A 16,334-nucleotide genomic window follows, 5' to 3' on the forward strand; every position below is an offset into this window, starting at 1 on the left:
ACCGGTCGCGACGGTTTCGGTGCTGCGTGCGATGACGGAGATCAAGCGATCCGCTCGTCGGACATTTCCAGCAAAGAATGAACCACTGAAGATCGCAATTCGAGGAAGCGGACGCCCACCCGGGATTGTGGTCGGCCATGGCCGTTCGGGTACCCCGGTTGTCGGGGACCCTCGTGCGCATGGCTTCCCGTGCCGCCGTTCTGACGGTCCCTTAGTTCAACGCGCAAGGACTGGTCTGCTCCTGCACGGCTGGACCCCGAAGTCCGGTCGGGGCGGGGCCGGCGCACCGGGAGACCGCGGGCGCCGTTCAGGCGGAGCCCGCGCCACCGTCCGTACCGGTGAGCGGCAGCCAGGCAGTGATCGTGGTACCCCGGCCCTCTTCGGAGCGTACCTCCGTCCGGCCGCCATGGTTCGCCACGATCGTGTGCACGATGGTCAGGCCCAGACCCGTACCCGGGATGGCCTGCTCGGTGGCGTTCGAGGCGCGGAAGAACCGCTGGAAGAGCTTCTCCTGTTCGGCCGCGGGGATGCCGATGCCGGTGTCGCTCACGCTCAGCACCGCCTCCCCGTCCTGTGTGCCGGCTCGTACACTGACTTTCCCGCCGCCGCGGGTGAACTTCACCGCGTTGGACAGCAGGTTCATCAGAACCCGGTCGAGTTGTTCGCCGTCCGCCTCCAGCACCAGCGGCTGTTCGGGGCACCGCGTCTCCAGTGTGACCGAGGCGGCCTCGGCGGCCGGTTTGATCGCGTCGACCGCCGAGGCCACCAGCCGTCGCAGGTCGATCGGCGCCTTCTGGGAGGTGAACGCTCCCGACTCGATCCTGGAGAGCGTGAGCAGGTCCTCGATCAGTGTCCGCAACCGGTTGGCGTTGCGGTCGACGACGTCCAGCATGCGTAGCTGGGACGGGGAGAGCGGACCGGTGTCATCGTCCTTCAGCAGCTCGATGTATCCCACGATGCTCGTCAGCGGGGTGCGCAGCTCATGGGAGACGGTGGACAGGAAGTCGCTCTTCGCCTTGTCCAGGGCGCGCAGCTTGTCCACCAGGCCCGACTCCTTCTCGTAGAGAAGGGCCGTGTGCAGCGCCCGGCCGACACCGCCGGCCATGGACTCGGCGATTTCGACATCGACCGGGCGCCAAGGGCGGTCGGCGCTGGTGCGGGCCACGGACACGGCACCGATCGGTTCCTCCCCCACCCCTATGGGGATGATCACCGCCGAGTACAGGCCCAGCGCCGCCGCGGCAGCGCGGTTCTCCGCCGGCATACCGGTCGTCCCGAAGGAGCCGGGGGCCCCAGGCATCCGTCTGGTGTCGGACACGTACTGGGGCAGGTCGGTGACCAGCCAGGCCGTTCCCCGCCGGTAGTGGTCGCGGACCACGTCCGCCGGGAGCGTCGGTATGCGTCTGCGCTCCTCGTCTGGCAGCAGGCCCCGTTCCGCGGACCACACCCGGGCCACGGGAAACCCGGAGTCGCCGTCGGCGGCGAGCAGGATGAAGACGTAGTCGGCGGCCAGGGTCTCGCCGATGCCGTTGCACGCCGCGTCGAGGACATAGTCGACCTCGAGGCGGTCCCTGATACGGATGCCGGTCTCCCTCGCGGCCGTCGACAGTCGCTCCCGTTCCTGCTCGACCGCCCGCAGCCGGTCGCTCTCGTCCGCAAGCAGGTTGACCGACCGCGCCACCGCCCTGATCTCCTCCGGCCCCGTCACCTCGGCCCGGGCCGCACGGTCTCCCGCGGTGAGCCGGCCGAGCGTCCACGCGGTTCTCCGCAGCGGCCCGGTCAGGGCGCGCGTGGCGTGCACCGACGTGTACACGGCCACGGTGAGGGCCGCGACCAGCGCCGCGCCGAACCCGGCGACGCCCACCCGGGTCACCGTGTCGACGTGCCCCTCCAGGCGCTGCTCTTCTTCGTTCAGCTGGTCGTTCACACGGGCGTTGGTCACCTCGAACGCGCCGAACCGCCGGCTGGCCTCCCGGGTGAGCGCGAGGGCCTGCGCGCTTCTTGGAGTGGTCCGCGCCTGGTCGTCGGCTACGCGCAGGTACGCCTCGATCTGCCGCTGCTGCTTCGCGAGATCGCCTTCGTCCGCGACCGCGTGCCCACGGACACCGTCGATGATCGACGGGATGCTGTCCCGGGCCGCATGGAAGGCGGCGAGCTCTCTCCGGTCCCCCGTGACCAGATAGCCACGCATCGAACGCTGCACGCTGATGCCCGCGTTGAGCAGGCGCAGATTGTCGATCTCGGCGGGGTGGATGCGGTCGCTGATCCGGTGGCGCTGGCTGTCCAGCACCAGCGCGCCGATCAGCGTACCGGCTCCGCACAGGGCGATCAGAAGGGTCAGCAGGCCGAACGCGAGGCCGAGCCGGTGCGCCACCCGGCCGCCGCCCTGCCTGGAAGCACGGCTCATGTGCGATCACCTCCGCTCACCCTCTCCTGACCGGAAGAGTCGAATCCCGCACGGGTCATCGCACCCCACACCTGGGGAGACCCGCGCAACGCGTCCCACATGCCGCGCAGCCGCCACCACGCTGTCAACTGGCGGTATCCGATGTTCTCGACGACCACCCCGACGACGGCGCCCCAGACATCCCGCCACCGTGTGAACCGGTGGAAGGCGTACTCCTCCACACCGACCGACACCATGCTGACGACGATGGCGTAGGCGTAGGCGGCGAGCATGAAGCGCCAGAGGAAGTCCACGTCCACCGCGCCGATCAGTACGCCCAGGGGTACGAGCACCAGTCCCGCGAGCTCCACCAGCGGCGCCAGCAGTTCGAAGACGACGTAGAAGGGCAGTGCCAGCAGTCCGATGCGGCCGTATCGGGGGTTACCGATCATGCGGCGGTGCTTGAGCAGGATCTCCGTCAAGCCGCGGTGCCAGCGCCGCCGCTGGCGGGCCAGGATCGTCAGCTTCGAAGGTGCCTCGCTCCAGGAGATCGGCTCGGCGACGAAGACGATGCGGTAGTCACGGCCCTGCTCGCGCATGTGCCGGTGGAGGCGGATGACCAGTTCGGCGTCCTCGCCGATACAGTCCGGGTCCATCCCTCCGACCGCCACGACCGCGTCCTTGCGGAAGAGGCCGAAGGCCCCGGCGATGACCAGCAGGCTGCCGAGCTTGGACCATCCGGTGCGGCCGAGCAGGAAGGCGCGAAGATACTCGACGACCTGAACGCGTCCGAGCACGTCCGGGGGCACACGCGCCTCGACCACCCGCCCCGCGACGACAGTGCAGCCGTTGGCGAGGCCGACGACGCCGCCGGAGGCGATCACCCGCAGCGGATCGTCACAGAACGGTTTGGCCACCGCGAGCAGTGCCTGGGAGTCGAGGAGCGAGTCGGCGTCCACCATGCACAGCAGCGGATAGCGCGCCAGGTTGATCCCGACGTTGAGCGTGTCGGCCTTGCCGCCGTTGTCCTTGCGGGCCACCACCAGGCGCACGGGGCCGCCCCTGGGCAGGTGGACGGAGGTGATCCTGCCGCGTACGGGGACGTCGTCGGGCACCACGTACTCCACCTCGGCGAGGTCGAAGGCGTCCCGCAGCGCGTCCAGCGTGCCGTCGGTGGAGCCGTCGTCGACGACGACGACCTCGAACTCCGGGTAGCGCAGCAGCAGCATGGCCCGTACCGCTTCGACGATGCCGGCTGCTTCGTTGTACGCGGGCATGATCACCGAAACGGGTGGGGTGAGGGGGCTGGTGGCGGCCTCGTGATGGCCCGCGAAGGGAGCCCGGCGCAGCGTTCTGACGAACTCCCCGAGGGCGATGAGGATCAGCACCAGATAACTGGTGTTGATGGCCACGAAGTACATGATCACCACGCTGTCGCACACGGTGACCACCGTGTGCGCCATGCCCAGCAGCGACGCCCACGGTTCGCCGGTCGCCATGCTCACAGAGCCACCTCCGCCCGGACGTCGTGGCGTGCGGCCCCGACCGCCGATTCGGCGAGCACGGCTCTGGCCTGGGCGGCGGCCTGGCGGCGGGAGCGGTCCTCGGCCACCGCGTGCAGCGCGGCCTGCCCTTCCGGGCCGAGCTGCAGCAGCGCGCGAGCCGCGGTGGCTGCCACATGGGGGTCCGGATCGCCGAGCAGCTCCGCCAGCGGGCCCGTCGCGGCGACGGCTCCCAGAGCGCCGAGGGCCCCGGCGCCCACCATGCGCAGGGCGACCGACTGACCGGGCCGGACAGCCGCCAGCAGCGGCTCCAGGCCGTCGGGCATACCCAGTCTGCCCAGCGCGCGTGCCGCCTTGATGCGTACCTCGGTCTGGGGGTCCTCGCGCAGTGCGCGGACGATCTCGGACGTATGGGAGACCGCGCCGGTCGCGCCGAGGACCTCGATGCTCACGGCTCTGGCGAGCGGCTCCGGATGTGCCAGTCCCGCGGCGACACTCCGCTGTGCATCCAGTCCCAGGGAGACCAGTGCCCCGGTGACCACGGCGGGCGGTACCGCTCGCGGTCCGTGGAGCGCCTCGAGGAGGTACGGAACGGACTCCGGTCCCCCGCACCGGCCCAGCGCGCGTGCGGCGGCCAGGCGGACCTCAGGGTCGCGATCGGCCAGCAGACGGCACAGCGACGGGGCGGCGGGACGGTGGCGCAGTTGACCGAGCACCTGCGCGGCGCGCCCTCGCCGGACCGCGCTGCGGCTCGACAGGTCGGCGACGGCGCCCACGGCGGCCCCGCGCAGTTCGTACAGGCGGACCAGCGCCGTACGCGCTCCGCCGGCGACCTTGCCCAGCAGCGCCGTCAGGGTCGGTTCCAGGGCGGCCCAGGTCCGTCTGTCGGTCTCCGCCAGCCGGTGCAGCAGCTCGGTCTGCTCGTCCTCCTCCGCGCACAGGAGCTGCATCAGGAGACCTCGCACCGGTGCCGCGATCCGCTCGCGTCTGCGCTGTCGGTGCCGACGGACGAGGCGGTTGCCGACGATCAGCAGGCCCAGCGCCGAGACGACGGCCAGCAGGCCCAGCAACGCGCCGCTCAGGAGGCCGGTGGCCATCACCGTTCCACCCGGTTGAGCACCGCGGTGACCCTGCTGGACAGCTCCCGCGGGCTGAACGGCTTGATGATGTAGTCGTCCGCTCCCGCCGCGAAGCCGACCTCGACGTCCGCTTCCTGGGATCGGGCGGTGATCATGATGACGGGAAGCGTCGCGGTCCGGGCCGCCGCGCGCAGCTCCCGGCACACATCCAGACCCGACATGCCCGGCATCCGTATGTCGAGCAGTGCCAGGTCCACCGTGTTCTCACGCGCGGCCCGGAGCGCCGCCATTCCGTCCTCCACAGCCGTGACCTGGTGACCGCTCTGCGTCAGCTTGAACGCCACCAGATCCCGGATGTCCGCGTCGTCGTCGGCTATCAGGACATGAGCCATTAATCCTCCTGGGACTCCTGGGACTCCTGGGACTCCTGGGCCACGGAGCTTCGGTAGGAGTCCACGAGCCGTGCCACGGCCGACTGCCGGAACGGTTTGGCCAGTACCTCGTCCGCGAGGCCTTTCAGATCTTGCGGGTCGAGCACCGAGCAGACGACCAGACGGCATCTCCTCGTCCGCTCGTCCGCCCGCAACCTGCGCACGACCTCCCGTCCGTCGATGCCGGGCAGCAGCACGTCGACGACCGCCATGTCCGGAGGGTCGGCGAAGGCGAGCCCGAGCCCCTCTTCCCCCGAGCACGCGACGGCCACGGGGCATCCCCGCTCGCGGAAGTGCCGCTCCAACAAGGCGCTCACATCCTGGTCGTCCTCGATCACGAGCACGCGCGGTGGGAACATCACCGTCCTGTCCACGAAGCCAGACCGTCAGTCACAAATTAGAACCATTGACGCATTTCCACCGCATATGACCCACCGATCCCACTGGACACCACCCCACCTATCACAGACTGTGACGGACAGGCTCAGGCAGAGGACGGCGGCCGAGCAGGGCCCGGGGCCGCCGGGCAGCGCGGTGAACACGGTCAGCGCGATTCCGCCGGCTGGGCGAGGCGGCGTGCGGGCAAGGTGGCGGTCGGCATCGGCAGGCCGTCGCGCGCGGTCCGGCGGAGGTACCGCACGTACTGCTCTCGCGGGAGGAGTACGCAGCCGAGGTCGCGGACGTGCGGGCTGTCCCGCTGCGCGTCGAGCAGCTCGCCGCCGGCCTGTGCGAAACGCGCGGCGAGGTCGCTCACCGCGACCTTCGAGGCGCCGGGACGCCGGAAGAACATCGAGTCCATGCTGAAGACCGGTCCGACCCTGAGGCCGAAGACGCCGCCGATCAGATCGCCGCCCTCCCACACCTCGACGCTGTGAGCGTGACCCAGTTCGTGCAGGCGGATCAAGCTTGCGATCAGCTCGTCGGTGAGCCAGAGCGGGGCACGGTCGTCGCGGCATTCGCGGACGACCCGCTCGAACCCCCGGTCCAGGCTGGTCGACCACGGCAACCGGTTGCGCAGCCGCCGGGCGAGGCTCCGGCTCAGGTGGGCAGCCGAGACGGGCAGCACCGGCCTGGGGTCGGGTGACCACCAGGAGACGGCGAAGGGATCGGCCGATTCCTCCCCCACGAGCAGGACGCCGCCCTCCTGGACCTGATCGGCGAAGACCACTTCGTTGAGGGCGCGGGTGTACTCGTCGGATGCCGGGAACGGATAGACCCCGGCGCGGTACGCCGCCAGGAGGCCGGCAGGACTGAGGTCGGCGCAGAAGGCCACCGGACCGTCGGGCGCCGCTGTCAGCACGTCCAGTGCCTCCCAGCCGGGGCATCGGCTCACCACCGTGCCGCTCCCTGCCCTCGGTGGTTGTTCACCGGCCGGACGTGCTCGGGCTGTTCGAGATAGTGGATGTAGCGGTCCATCATCTCCGCGTCCACGGGCGGAATGTCGATCCCGGCGGCCACCAGTGCCCGTTCCGCGTTGGTGCGGGTGAACTCCGGGAAAACGCCCTCGAAGTACATCTCGCTCACGGTGATGTCGGCGTGATGGCACAGGTCGACGAAGAGCGGGACGAACGGTGTGATCGCGTCGGTGGGGTGCCCGGCCGCGTACTTCACCAGAGCGGCGATCCACTCGGCGTAGGGGATCTTCTGCACCGGATATCCCCGCTGGCGCATGCGCTCGGCCAGCGAATCCAGCAGCGTGGGACGGGGGTTGGTGAGGTGGTAGACCTCACCGCGCACGGGTTGGCGGGTGGAGATGTGTCCGATCGCGCGGGCGAGGCGGTCGGCCGGCAGGAAGTCCAGCGGCAGCCGGACGTCAGGGCACAGACCGGTCCGCGCGATGAAGCTGATGAGGGCGGCCATTTCGCTGCTGGTGTTCATCAGGCCCGTGCCGCTGCCGCCCGTGATGTCCATCAGGCGGTAGACGGCGACCGGCAAGCCCGCGTCGGATGCCTTCTTCAGCAGCGCCTCGGCGACCCACTTCGTCTCCACGTATCCCACCGACAGATATTCCGGGAAGCCCAGGGGCGTGCTCTCGGTCACCTCGCGCACCCCGGCCGGCCCGAATCCGGCGAGCACCGCCATGGTGGAGGCGAAGTGGACGGGGACGGCCCTGTCGGCGGCGAGGCGGATGATCTCGTATGTTCCGTCGACGTTGACCGCCCGCAACTCGTGATACGGGTAGATGAAGTTGACCTGGGCGCCGAAGTGGTAGACGGCGTCGACGGTTGATCCCAGCTCCTCGAACCGGCCGGGAGGCAGCCCCAGTCCGGGCTTGCCCAGGTCGCCGACGACCGGCTGGACGCGCGCGCTGGCCAGATCGCTGAGGACGTACCGCTGGTGGCTCGAGCGGATCATCTCCATGCCGTGCTGCTCGTCCGAGGCCCTGACGAGGCAGAGGATCCGGCCCGTCGTGCTGCGCAGCAACTCGTCGATCATGTACGCGCCGCAGAATCCCGTCGCCCCGGTGAGAAGGACGTCACCGGGGTGCCGGTGATCGGGAATCGGCGCGTCACGGCCCACCGCCGGGACGCGCCGATCGGTCTCCGAGGCGAAGTCGACGCTCCCGCCCTCCGGATGGGTCAGTGTGCCGGCACGTGCCTGGCGAACGGACTCGGTGAACGCGGCGAGCATCGGCTGCCGCAGCAGTGAACGGGTCAGGTCACGGATCTGTGTGACTCCGATGCCGAATATGACACGGGTCCGGGCGAGCATCTCCATGGCCAGCAGCGAGTTGCCGCCCAGCTCGAAGAAGTCGTCGTGCGGACGGACGTAGTCGACACCCAGGATCTGACACCACAGCTGGGCCAGCCCTTGCGGCACGGGACGGTCGTCGGCACCGGCCGTCGTCGCCGCGGTCGCGGACTGCGGCACGGCCCTGCGGTCGAGCTTTCCGCTGGGCGCGACGGGCAGCCGTTCCACCGCGTGAAAGGCCGCCGGGATCATGTAGCCCGGCAGGACCTCGGCGAGTGCCGACCGCAGCCGTGCGCGCAGCGCCGCCTCGCCGCCGGCCGGCGGCGGCGAGGCCTGCGTGTAGTACGCGATCAGATCCCGGTCGCCGTTCTCGCGTGTCCTGGCCACCACCATCGCCTGGCCGATCTCCGGGCGGGAGACGAGCGCGGCCTCGACCTCGGCCGGGTCGACCCTGAACCCGCGGATCTTCATCTGGTCGTCGATCCGGCCCAGGACTTCCAGATTGCCGTCCGAGCGCCAACGGCCCAGGTCCCCGGTGCGATACATCCGGTCCCCCGGCGCGGAGCCGTACGGATCGGGCAGGAACTGCCGGGCGGTCAGGGCGGGTTGCCGCCAGACACCACGCGCCAGCCCCTGACCGCCGACGTAGATCTCGCCGCGCTCACCCGGCGCCACCGGGCGTAGTTCGGCGTCGAGCACGTGGACACGATTGCCCTCAAGGGGCCTGCCGACCGGGGCGACGGCGGTGTCCGGCGCGGCGAGCACTTCCTGGTTCAGGTCGCAGAGCGTGGAGGTGATGGTGGTCTCGGTGAGCCCGTAGGCGTTGACGAGCCGTGCGCCGGGGATCCGGCGCAGAACGGCGCGGCAGTCCTTCGCGGTGACGATCTCGCCGCCGACGATGACGAGCCTCAGCGAGGCGAGGATCTCGCCGCGGTCCGCCACGGAGACGATCCGGTGCCAGTAGGCGGGGGGCAGGTCGGCGACGGTGACCCCGAGCTCGGGCAGGCGGCGCAGCAGATCGGTGGGCGCCCACGTCGGTGTTCCCGCGAGGATGAGCGTCGCGCCACTGATCAGCGTGGCGAAGATCTGCTCCAGTGAGGTGTCGAAGCCGAGCGCCGCGGCGTGCAGCACCCGGTCGCTGGGCGTCAGTTCGTATGCCCGGGCCACCGCGGTGAGGGAGTGAGCCAGCGATCGGTGGCTGATCATCACCCCCTTGGGGGGCCCGGTGGATCCGGAGGTGTAGATCACGTAGGCGAGGTCGTCCGGCCGGGTGCCGTGTGCCGGCCGCGGTGCCTCCGGCGGCGCCTGCGTGGCCGGTTCTCCGGGGAGTTCGGCGTAGACGATCCGCGCCTCGCACCCGGCGAACATCGGGGCGTGCACGCGGCTCGAGACGATGAGGCGCGAACCGGTCTCCCCGAGCAGTGCGACCATCCGTTGCCGGGGAGTCGCCGGGTCGAGGGGCAGGAACGCCCCTCCGGAGCCCAGCACCGCCAGCAGCGCGACGATCAGCTCGGGCACGCGGTCGAGGCACACGGTGACGACGGACTCTGCGCCGGCGCCCGACTCCCGCAACCGGTGGGCAAGCCGGTCGGCGCGGCCGCTCAGCTCGGCGTAGCTGAGCCGACCGTGGTCCGAGAGCACCGCGAGAGCGGACGGCTCACGCTGCGCCCGCTCCCGGACCAGCTCGGGCACGGTGCTCGGCCAGGATTCCGGGGGCCGCCCCTCGGCTCGGGCGCTCGCGGGCCGCATGTCGGTCCACAGGCGGTCGACCAGACTCGAGCACCACGCGGCGGACTCCGGTCCGCCGATCCGACGCCACCCGGCCGGAATCCGGCGGTCGACGGGCCAGATCGCGTACTGCTCCTCGTCGTTGCGCAGCACGACGCACGGTGCAGCCGCCTCTGCCGGCAAGTGTTCATGCTCCGTCACTCGGGCCTCCTGCCTTCGCGCGGCGCCCCGCGGAGCACGATCCGCACCCCTAGCGGGAAAGGGCCGCCGCCATCACCGCTCCCCGTCCACGGGCCTCACGGGCAATGCGGCCAGGCGGCCGAGCGGCGGCGCGAGGACGAGTTGCTCCGCCTCCTCGGCGCTGACCGGTTCGGCGAAGAGGTACCCCTGAGCCAACCGGCAGCCCATGGAGATCAGCGCTTCCTGCTGCCTCACGTTCTCCACGCCTTCGGCGATAACGGTGAGGCCGAGGGTGTCCGCGAGATGCGTGATGCCCTCGACAAGGGCGTACTGTTCCGGCGAGCGCCCGAGTTCGTCGACGAACGACTTGTCGATCTTGAGTACCGAGATCGGAAACTCACGCAGATAGCTCAGCGACGAGTAGCCCGTCCCGAAATCGTCGATCGCGATACGGATACCGAGGTCCGTGAGCGAATGCATCTCAGCCAGAATACGTTCGTCGTTGTACATCAGCACGCTCTCGGTCAGTTCCAGTACGAGAGACGACGGTGCGATGCCGGAGAGATCCAGGGCACGCCGGACCACGTTGTAGAACTCGTCGTCCCGGAACTGACGCGGCGACACGTTCACGCTGATGTAAGGCACGTTGCGGTCGGCCTCCCCGCCGCGCAGCACGGAGTCCTCCCACCGGACCGCCTCGGCCGAGGCCTGGTCGAGCACCCACGCGCCGAGCGGGACGATCTGCCCGCTCTCCTCGGCCAGCGTGATGAACTGCTCCGGCATCACCATGCCGCGCGTGGAGTGCGGCCAGCGAACGAGCGCCTCGAAGCCGGCGATCCGGCCGCTGGCCAGCTCCACGATGGGCTGGTAAAGCACCAGGAAGGACGTCTCGATCGTCGAACTGTCCAGAGCCTCCTGCAGATTGGCCCGCTCGGCCATGCCGCTCTGCAGTTCCGGGTGGTAGCGGCGCCACTGGCGCTTGCCCGCCATCTTCGCCGAGTACAGCGCGAGATCGGCGTGTGCCAGCAGTTCGACCGAGTCGATGCTGTCTTCCGTCGTCGCGACGCCGATGCTGGCGTACGTGCTCATCGGCCCCACACTGAGCCGGAACGGCTCGGCGAACACGCTCATCAGGTGTTCGGTGAAGCGCTCCACGCCCTCCGTCGTGGCGGAGCCCTCCACCAGCAGTGCGAACTCGTCGCCGCCGATGCGCGCGGCGGTGTCGGAGGCACGGACGGCGGTCTGCAGCCGGAGTGACAGCGCGACCAGGAGTTCGTCGCCCACATTGTGGCCGTGTATGTCGTTGATGACCTTGAAGTCGTCCACGTCGAGGAAGAGCACACCGACCACCGTGCCGTCGCGCTGAGCCTGCGCCAGGGCGTGGTTGACCCGGTCCTGGAAGAGCACGCGGTTGGCCAGGTTGGTGAGCGAGTCGTGGAACGCCTGGTGGGTGAGTTCGCGTTCGAGTTTGCGCTGTTCGGTCACGTCCTGCAGGGTGAGCACCACTCCACCGACGGTCGCCTCCTCCCGCAGGTCGCTCCACCGGACCTCGACCTCGATGGACGACCGGTCGGCGCGGAGCATACGCCAGTGCTCGCGCTTGCTCTGGTACTCGCCGCTCCGTATCCGGCCGAGTGTCTCGACCACCGCGCGGCTGTCCTGCGGTGGCACCAGATCGACGAGGAGGGTGCCCTCCAGGTCCGGAACGCCGAGCACCTGGTCCGCTGAGGGGCTGGCGTAACGGATTCGATCGTCGTCGTCGAGGATCAGGATGACGTCGGAGGCGTTCTGCACCAGCGTCCGGAAGTACATCTCGCTGTTGCGCCGGTTGACCTCCTGGGCGAGTGTGACCCGCACCGCGGCAAGTGCTGCCTGCGCGGCGAGAGTCGCCAGCGTGTCGCGGAGCACGAGCAGGTCCTGCTCGTCACCGGCCACGATCAGCATCCCGATCAGTGGATCGCCCGAGGGGTGATCCTGCGCGGTGAGCGGGCAGACCAGCGCGTGGCTGGTGCGGGTCGGCTCCTTGTCCGAGCCCGTGAGATGGGCGGCAAGATCGGGCCCCACACCGTCGAGGGTCACCAGGCGGTTCTCGCCGGACGCGATCAGTTCCCGTACGGCTGCGGTCGCCCGCGCGGCCATGGGCCTGCCCAGGGCGCTGTGCGCCCCGTTCACCCAGAGCGTGCTGTCCGGCAGGGTGAGCAGCGCGGAACGCGGCGGCCCGTGCGACATCAGCTGCGTCACCGCGGAGTGGACGGAGGCGGCCACATCCCGCAGCTCGCCCGCTCCGCCCAGCGACGACACCGCGTTGCGCAGCACCTTCTCCCGGCAGACCGCCCGCCGGTGGGTCGCCACCACCCCCGACAGGCGGTAGAGCACGAGGAGGAAGAGCACCGCGGAGAAGACCCCGATGACGCCGACGTTGGACCTCACGCCGCGCAGCGCCTCCGTCAGGAGGATGGCCGGGGCGATCAGCGACGCCAGGGTGAGCAGGCTCAGCCGGCCCGTGCGGGTCTCGGCTCGCCATGCCACCGGCTGCGTCAGCCGGCGCATGGACGGATGGAGCGCGGCGGCCGCCCAGGCGCCGTACAGGACGGCCCAGCCGAGTTCGACCGCGCTACCCGTGCGCCACGTTCCGTTCAGCTGGATCAGGCCGTACAGCACGTCGGCGGTGAGCAGGCCGAGGGTGCCCGCGGTGAGCAGCATGAGCGCGGGGCTCTTGCCGCCACGGCCGACGAGCAGCCGCAGCAGCATCGCCAGGACGAGGATGTCGCCGAGCGGATATGCGATGGCGAACGCCTTCTGCCACCAGGTCAGACCCGCGGCGCGGGCGTACGGATCGATGAGGAAGAGCCACGACAGCAGCGCCAGGCCGACTGTCAGCGTCAGCGCGTCGACGAGGCTCGCCCGGTCGCGCCAACCTGTGCGCCAGTGCACGAAGCCCAGCAGCCCGGCCGCATAGAGCGGATATGCGGCGAGATAGAAGCCGTCGGCTATCGACGGGAACGGGATCTCCTCGTTGAGCAACTCGATGAGGATGATCTGGGTGGCTTGGCCTGCGGCGAAGGCGAAGTTCCCCGCGGCGAGGAACAGCCAGGGGAGTCGATGCGCCGGGCGGTTGAGAAAGACACCCAGGACGATACCGATGACGCCGGTCGCTCCAATGGCGACGAAGAGCAGCCGTTTTTCCGGAAATGCGTAGTAGAACGCGGTCAGCACGACGATGCATGAACTGACGGCGGCCATCGCAGCCTGGCTTCGCAGTCGCGCGTTCATCCCAACTAACCTCCTGAGAGGGCTACGTGTCGGACCGGCTGAGCTGGGCGAACGACACCGCGCGGCGGAGAAGCCCTTGGGAGCCGGGCTGACATTAGGGCAACTTCCCGGGCCCTGGGCCCCGGGCCGGGACTGGCCCTGGTGGTGCCCTGGTCGCCCCGGAACACGATTTCCGGTATGCACGTCGCCGGTATACTCCGTCTGCGGTATACACGGTCGCCGTTGTGCGGGCTCCTTCTACACCGAGATATCGACGTGTCCTCCATCCAGCTTACCGAGATCGCCATTTCCCGCACGCGCACGGAGAGCTACCGCGTCACCTCGCGAGATACCGCGACATGCGTGAAAATGGAGGACGCGGAAACCGGACCGGTCCAGGCCAGCGACGATCGGTCACTGACGGAGCGTGGAGTCCCATGCTTCCGATTACCGCCGGACCTTCTCCGCCACAGGCAGACCGCCAGTCCACCCCGTCAGGTGCCTTTGATCAGCCAGCAGGCGAGTTCGTTCGAGGAATGCCTGGGTGCCGCGGCGGGGATCGCGGACCTCCCCGGAGCTGGGCGATTCGCTGTGTGCCGACGACCGAGGAGGGGCTCCCTGCCGGGTGCGGCGGCCGCGTCTTCGAGGAGGTGTCCGCCGCGGGCCCTGCCGGTGAATCGGCGTGCCTCGATCCGTCAGTGGTGATCCCTGCCGTGTGAGGTGGTCACCACTGACGAACGCTCAGCGGTTGGCCGCGAGGTTCCTGTCGATCCTCTCGTGCAGCGCGATGCCGAGAGAGACGGACACGTTGAGGGACTCCGTCGAGCTCATCATGGGGATCGAGACCGAGGCCGAGGACGCCTTCTCGAACAGGTCGGAAGGCCCGCCCTTTTCGCTGCCGAACAGCAGGGCCAACCGGTCGGGGCTGTCCCCGAGTTGCTTCACGGAAATGTCGCCGTCGGCCTTGAGTGTCATCAGCTTCATGCCGCTGTCCCGGATGAAGTCGATGGCCTCCTCGCGGCCGGAGAGGACCACGGGAAGCGAGAAGACGTAACCCCGGCTGGCCCGTTGCAGCCGCCGGTCCGCGATGCTGGTGATATCGCTGTCGACCAGGATGATCCCCGACGCTCCGAGCGCGAGCGACGTCCGCACGATCGCCCCGATGTTGCCGACGATCTTCACCCCGTCGAGAACGACGACGTCCCCGCTCCGGCTCGCGATGTCGCTGAACCTGGCCGGGCGGGGGACGCGGGCGATGCCGAACGTCTTGGCCTTCCGCTCGCCCTTGAACAGCTGGTTGACGATCGAGGAGTCGATGAGGCGGACCGGAATGTTCTGCCGCCTGCACAACTCCAGCAACTCGGGCGGAAAAGGACCGCTGTCGCTGCCGTAGACCTCGATGAACTCCACCCCGGCCGCGATGCTGTGCGTCAGCGGCTCGACGTCCTCGATCAAGGTCGTCTTGATGTTGGATCGCGACGGCTTGGTGACGTCGATGATCCGCTGCACCGCCGGATCGGACGGGTTGTCGATGATGTCCAGCTCAGTCATGATCGTCCTGTTCTTCCCCGTTCGAGGCCGCGCGGTTCACGATAGCAAGATCTCAACTCCCGACGTGCCCGAGCCCTAAGGGACTGTAAGGACTTGGCTCCCGGCATTGAGCGACGCTGTTCGCGCCGTCGACTCTGTGTGCTCCCGGGCCGCAGACAAGGGAGTTCCGATGGCCACACAGACCACCGCCGAGCGTGCGCGGAAACCGCGCCGCGACGAACGCAGGGTCGTCAGCAACATCGTGCGCGGATCGATCGGCAATCTGATCGAGTGGTACGACTGGTACGCGTACACCGCCTTCAGCGTCTACTTCGCCTCCGTCTTCTTTCCCTCCGGCGACCAGACCGCGCAGCTCCTGAACACCGCCGCGGTGTTCGCCGTCGGCTTCCTGATGCGGCCGATCGGCGGCTGGGTCCTGGGCCGGTACGCCGACCGCCGTGGCCGCCGCTCGGCGCTGACGCTGTCCGTGACGCTCATGGCGGCCGGTTCGCTGATCGTCGCGCTCACCCCGTCGTACGGTTCGATCGGGGTCGCCGCGCCGGTCCTCCTGGTCACCGCGCGGCTGCTGCAAGGTCTGTCGGTGGGCGGTGAGTACTCGACCTCCGCCACCTACATGTCCGAGGTCGCCTCGCCCGGCCGCCGCGGCTACTACTCCAGCTTCCAGTACGTCACCCTCATCGCCGGCCAGCTGACCGCGCTCGGCCTGCAGATCGTGCTGCAGCAGTTGCTCAGCCCCGCGCAGATGGAGTCCTGGGGCTGGCGGGTAGCCTTCGTCGTCGGCGCCGCGGGGGCGGTGGTCGTGCTGTGGCTGCGGCGCGGCATGGACGAGTCCGAGAGCTTTGAGCGTGCCGCGTCGGAAGGCGAGCAGGAGCGCAGCGGCCCGGCCCGCGGCAGCCTGCGGCTGCTGCTGTCCTACCCGCGGCAGTGCCTCGTCGTCGTCGGGCTGACCATGGGCGGCACGCTGTTCTTCTACACGTACACCACCTACCTGCAGAAGTTCATGGTCAACACCAGCGGCATCGCCAAGCCCACGGCGGCCTGGATCAACTTCTTCGCGCTGCTCGTGTTCGTCGTCCTCCAGCCGGTCATGGGCCTGCTCTCCGACCGGGTGGGGCGGCGTCCCCTGCTGATCGCGTTCGGGGTGCTGGGCACCGTGGTGGTGGTGCCCTCGCTGACCCTGCTGTCGCACACCAGCGACCCCGTGTACGCGTTCCTGCTGATGGTCGGGCCGCTGGCCGTCAGTTCCCTGTACACCTCGATCAGCGCGGTGGTGAAGGCCGAGCTGTTCCCCACCTCGATCCGGGCGCTCGGCGTCGGCCTGCCGTACGCGCTGACCGTGGCCGTGTTCGGCGGCACCGCCGAGTACGTCGCCCTCTGGTTCAAGAACGCCGGACACGAGAACTGGTACTTCTACTACGTCACCGCCTGTGTCCTGATCTCGCTGCTCGTCTACATTCGGATGCGCGAGACCTCCGACGCGTCGCCGCTGGACGAGGACGATTCCCGGTCTCGCGGCTGACGAGCGGGAAGGAGG

Annotated in this window: 10 protein-coding genes; 1 reads left to right on the forward strand and 9 read right to left on the reverse strand. The window is 69.4% G+C overall.

Going from position 1 to position 16,334, the window contains the following annotated elements:
* Nucleotides 1-307 precede the first annotated feature (307 nt).
* From ABZ192_RS07795 to nshR, 9 genes are all read right to left on the reverse strand, one after another.
* Nucleotides 308-2,407: an ATP-binding protein gene (locus ABZ192_RS07795; protein ID WP_356923634.1), complete on the reverse strand. Its 2,100-nt coding sequence runs from the start codon at nt 2,405-2,407 to the stop codon at nt 308-310.
* A complete protein-coding gene (locus tag ABZ192_RS07800; protein ID WP_356923903.1) occupies nt 2,404-3,885 on the reverse strand; it encodes a glycosyltransferase family 2 protein in 1,482 nt (493 codons plus the stop codon). The genes ABZ192_RS07795 and ABZ192_RS07800 overlap by 4 nt, the downstream gene beginning before the upstream one ends.
* A 2-nt stretch (nt 3,886-3,887) precedes the next feature.
* Nucleotides 3,888-4,985 (reverse strand): HEAT repeat domain-containing protein, encoded by a 1,098-nt coding sequence (locus ABZ192_RS07805; protein ID WP_356923635.1) that lies wholly within the window; start codon nt 4,983-4,985, stop codon nt 3,888-3,890.
* Nucleotides 4,985-5,359, reverse strand: coding sequence for a response regulator (locus ABZ192_RS07810; RefSeq protein ID WP_142165764.1), 375 nt, complete (start codon nt 5,357-5,359; stop codon nt 4,985-4,987). Before ABZ192_RS07810 ends, ABZ192_RS07805 begins: the two co-directional genes overlap by 1 nt.
* Nucleotides 5,359-5,772 (reverse strand): response regulator, encoded by a 414-nt coding sequence (locus ABZ192_RS07815; RefSeq protein ID WP_356923636.1) that lies wholly within the window; start codon nt 5,770-5,772, stop codon nt 5,359-5,361. Before ABZ192_RS07815 ends, ABZ192_RS07810 begins: the two co-directional genes overlap by 1 nt.
* Before the next feature lie 170 nt (nt 5,773-5,942).
* Nucleotides 5,943-6,731, reverse strand: coding sequence for a leucyl/phenylalanyl-tRNA--protein transferase (locus tag ABZ192_RS07820; RefSeq protein ID WP_356923637.1), 789 nt, complete (start codon nt 6,729-6,731; stop codon nt 5,943-5,945).
* Nucleotides 6,728-10,018 (reverse strand): amino acid adenylation domain-containing protein, encoded by a 3,291-nt coding sequence (locus ABZ192_RS07825; protein WP_356923638.1) that lies wholly within the window; start codon nt 10,016-10,018, stop codon nt 6,728-6,730. Before ABZ192_RS07825 ends, ABZ192_RS07820 begins: the two co-directional genes overlap by 4 nt.
* Nucleotides 10,019-10,090: 72 nt before the next feature.
* The gene (locus ABZ192_RS07830) at nt 10,091-13,270 is read right to left on the reverse strand and encodes an EAL domain-containing protein (RefSeq protein ID WP_356923639.1); all 3,180 of its coding nucleotides are present in this window, start codon (nt 13,268-13,270) and stop codon (nt 10,091-10,093) included.
* Nucleotides 13,271-13,990: 720 nt separating this feature from the next.
* Nucleotides 13,991-14,800, reverse strand: coding sequence for an NshR/TsnR family 23S rRNA methyltransferase (gene nshR, locus ABZ192_RS07835; RefSeq protein WP_356923640.1), 810 nt, complete (start codon nt 14,798-14,800; stop codon nt 13,991-13,993).
* Nucleotides 14,801-14,969: 169 nt separating this feature from the next.
* Between nshR and ABZ192_RS07840 the strand changes: the two genes are divergently transcribed.
* A complete protein-coding gene (locus tag ABZ192_RS07840) occupies nt 14,970-16,319 on the forward strand; it encodes an MFS transporter (RefSeq protein WP_356923641.1) in 1,350 nt (449 codons plus the stop codon).
* Nucleotides 16,320-16,334 lie beyond the last annotated feature (15 nt).

It is taken from the genome of Streptomyces sp. NPDC006235 (genome assembly GCF_040613735.1).
GTDB lineage: Bacteria > Actinomycetota > Actinomycetes > Streptomycetales > Streptomycetaceae > Streptomyces.

What these genes read in the sequence shown, in the direction of transcription:
- ABZ192_RS07795 (WP_356923634.1), bottom strand. Translation starts at nt 2,407, where the DNA reads ATGAGCCGTGCTTCCAGGCAGGGCGGCGGCCGGGTGGCGCACCGGCTC.
- ABZ192_RS07805 (WP_356923635.1), bottom strand. Translation starts at nt 4,985, where the DNA reads ATGGCCACCGGCCTCCTGAGCGGCGCGTTGCTGGGCCTGCTGGCCGTC.
- ABZ192_RS07840 (WP_356923641.1), top strand. Translation starts at nt 14,970, where the DNA reads ATGGCCACACAGACCACCGCCGAGCGTGCGCGGAAACCGCGCCGCGAC.
- nshR (WP_356923640.1), bottom strand. Translation starts at nt 14,800, where the DNA reads ATGACTGAGCTGGACATCATCGACAACCCGTCCGATCCGGCGGTGCAG.
- ABZ192_RS07800 (WP_356923903.1), bottom strand. Translation starts at nt 3,885, where the DNA reads ATGGCGACCGGCGAACCGTGGGCGTCGCTGCTGGGCATGGCGCACACG.
- ABZ192_RS07830 (WP_356923639.1), bottom strand. Translation starts at nt 13,270, where the DNA reads ATGAACGCGCGACTGCGAAGCCAGGCTGCGATGGCCGCCGTCAGTTCA.
- ABZ192_RS07810 (WP_142165764.1), bottom strand. Translation starts at nt 5,359, where the DNA reads ATGGCTCATGTCCTGATAGCCGACGACGACGCGGACATCCGGGATCTG.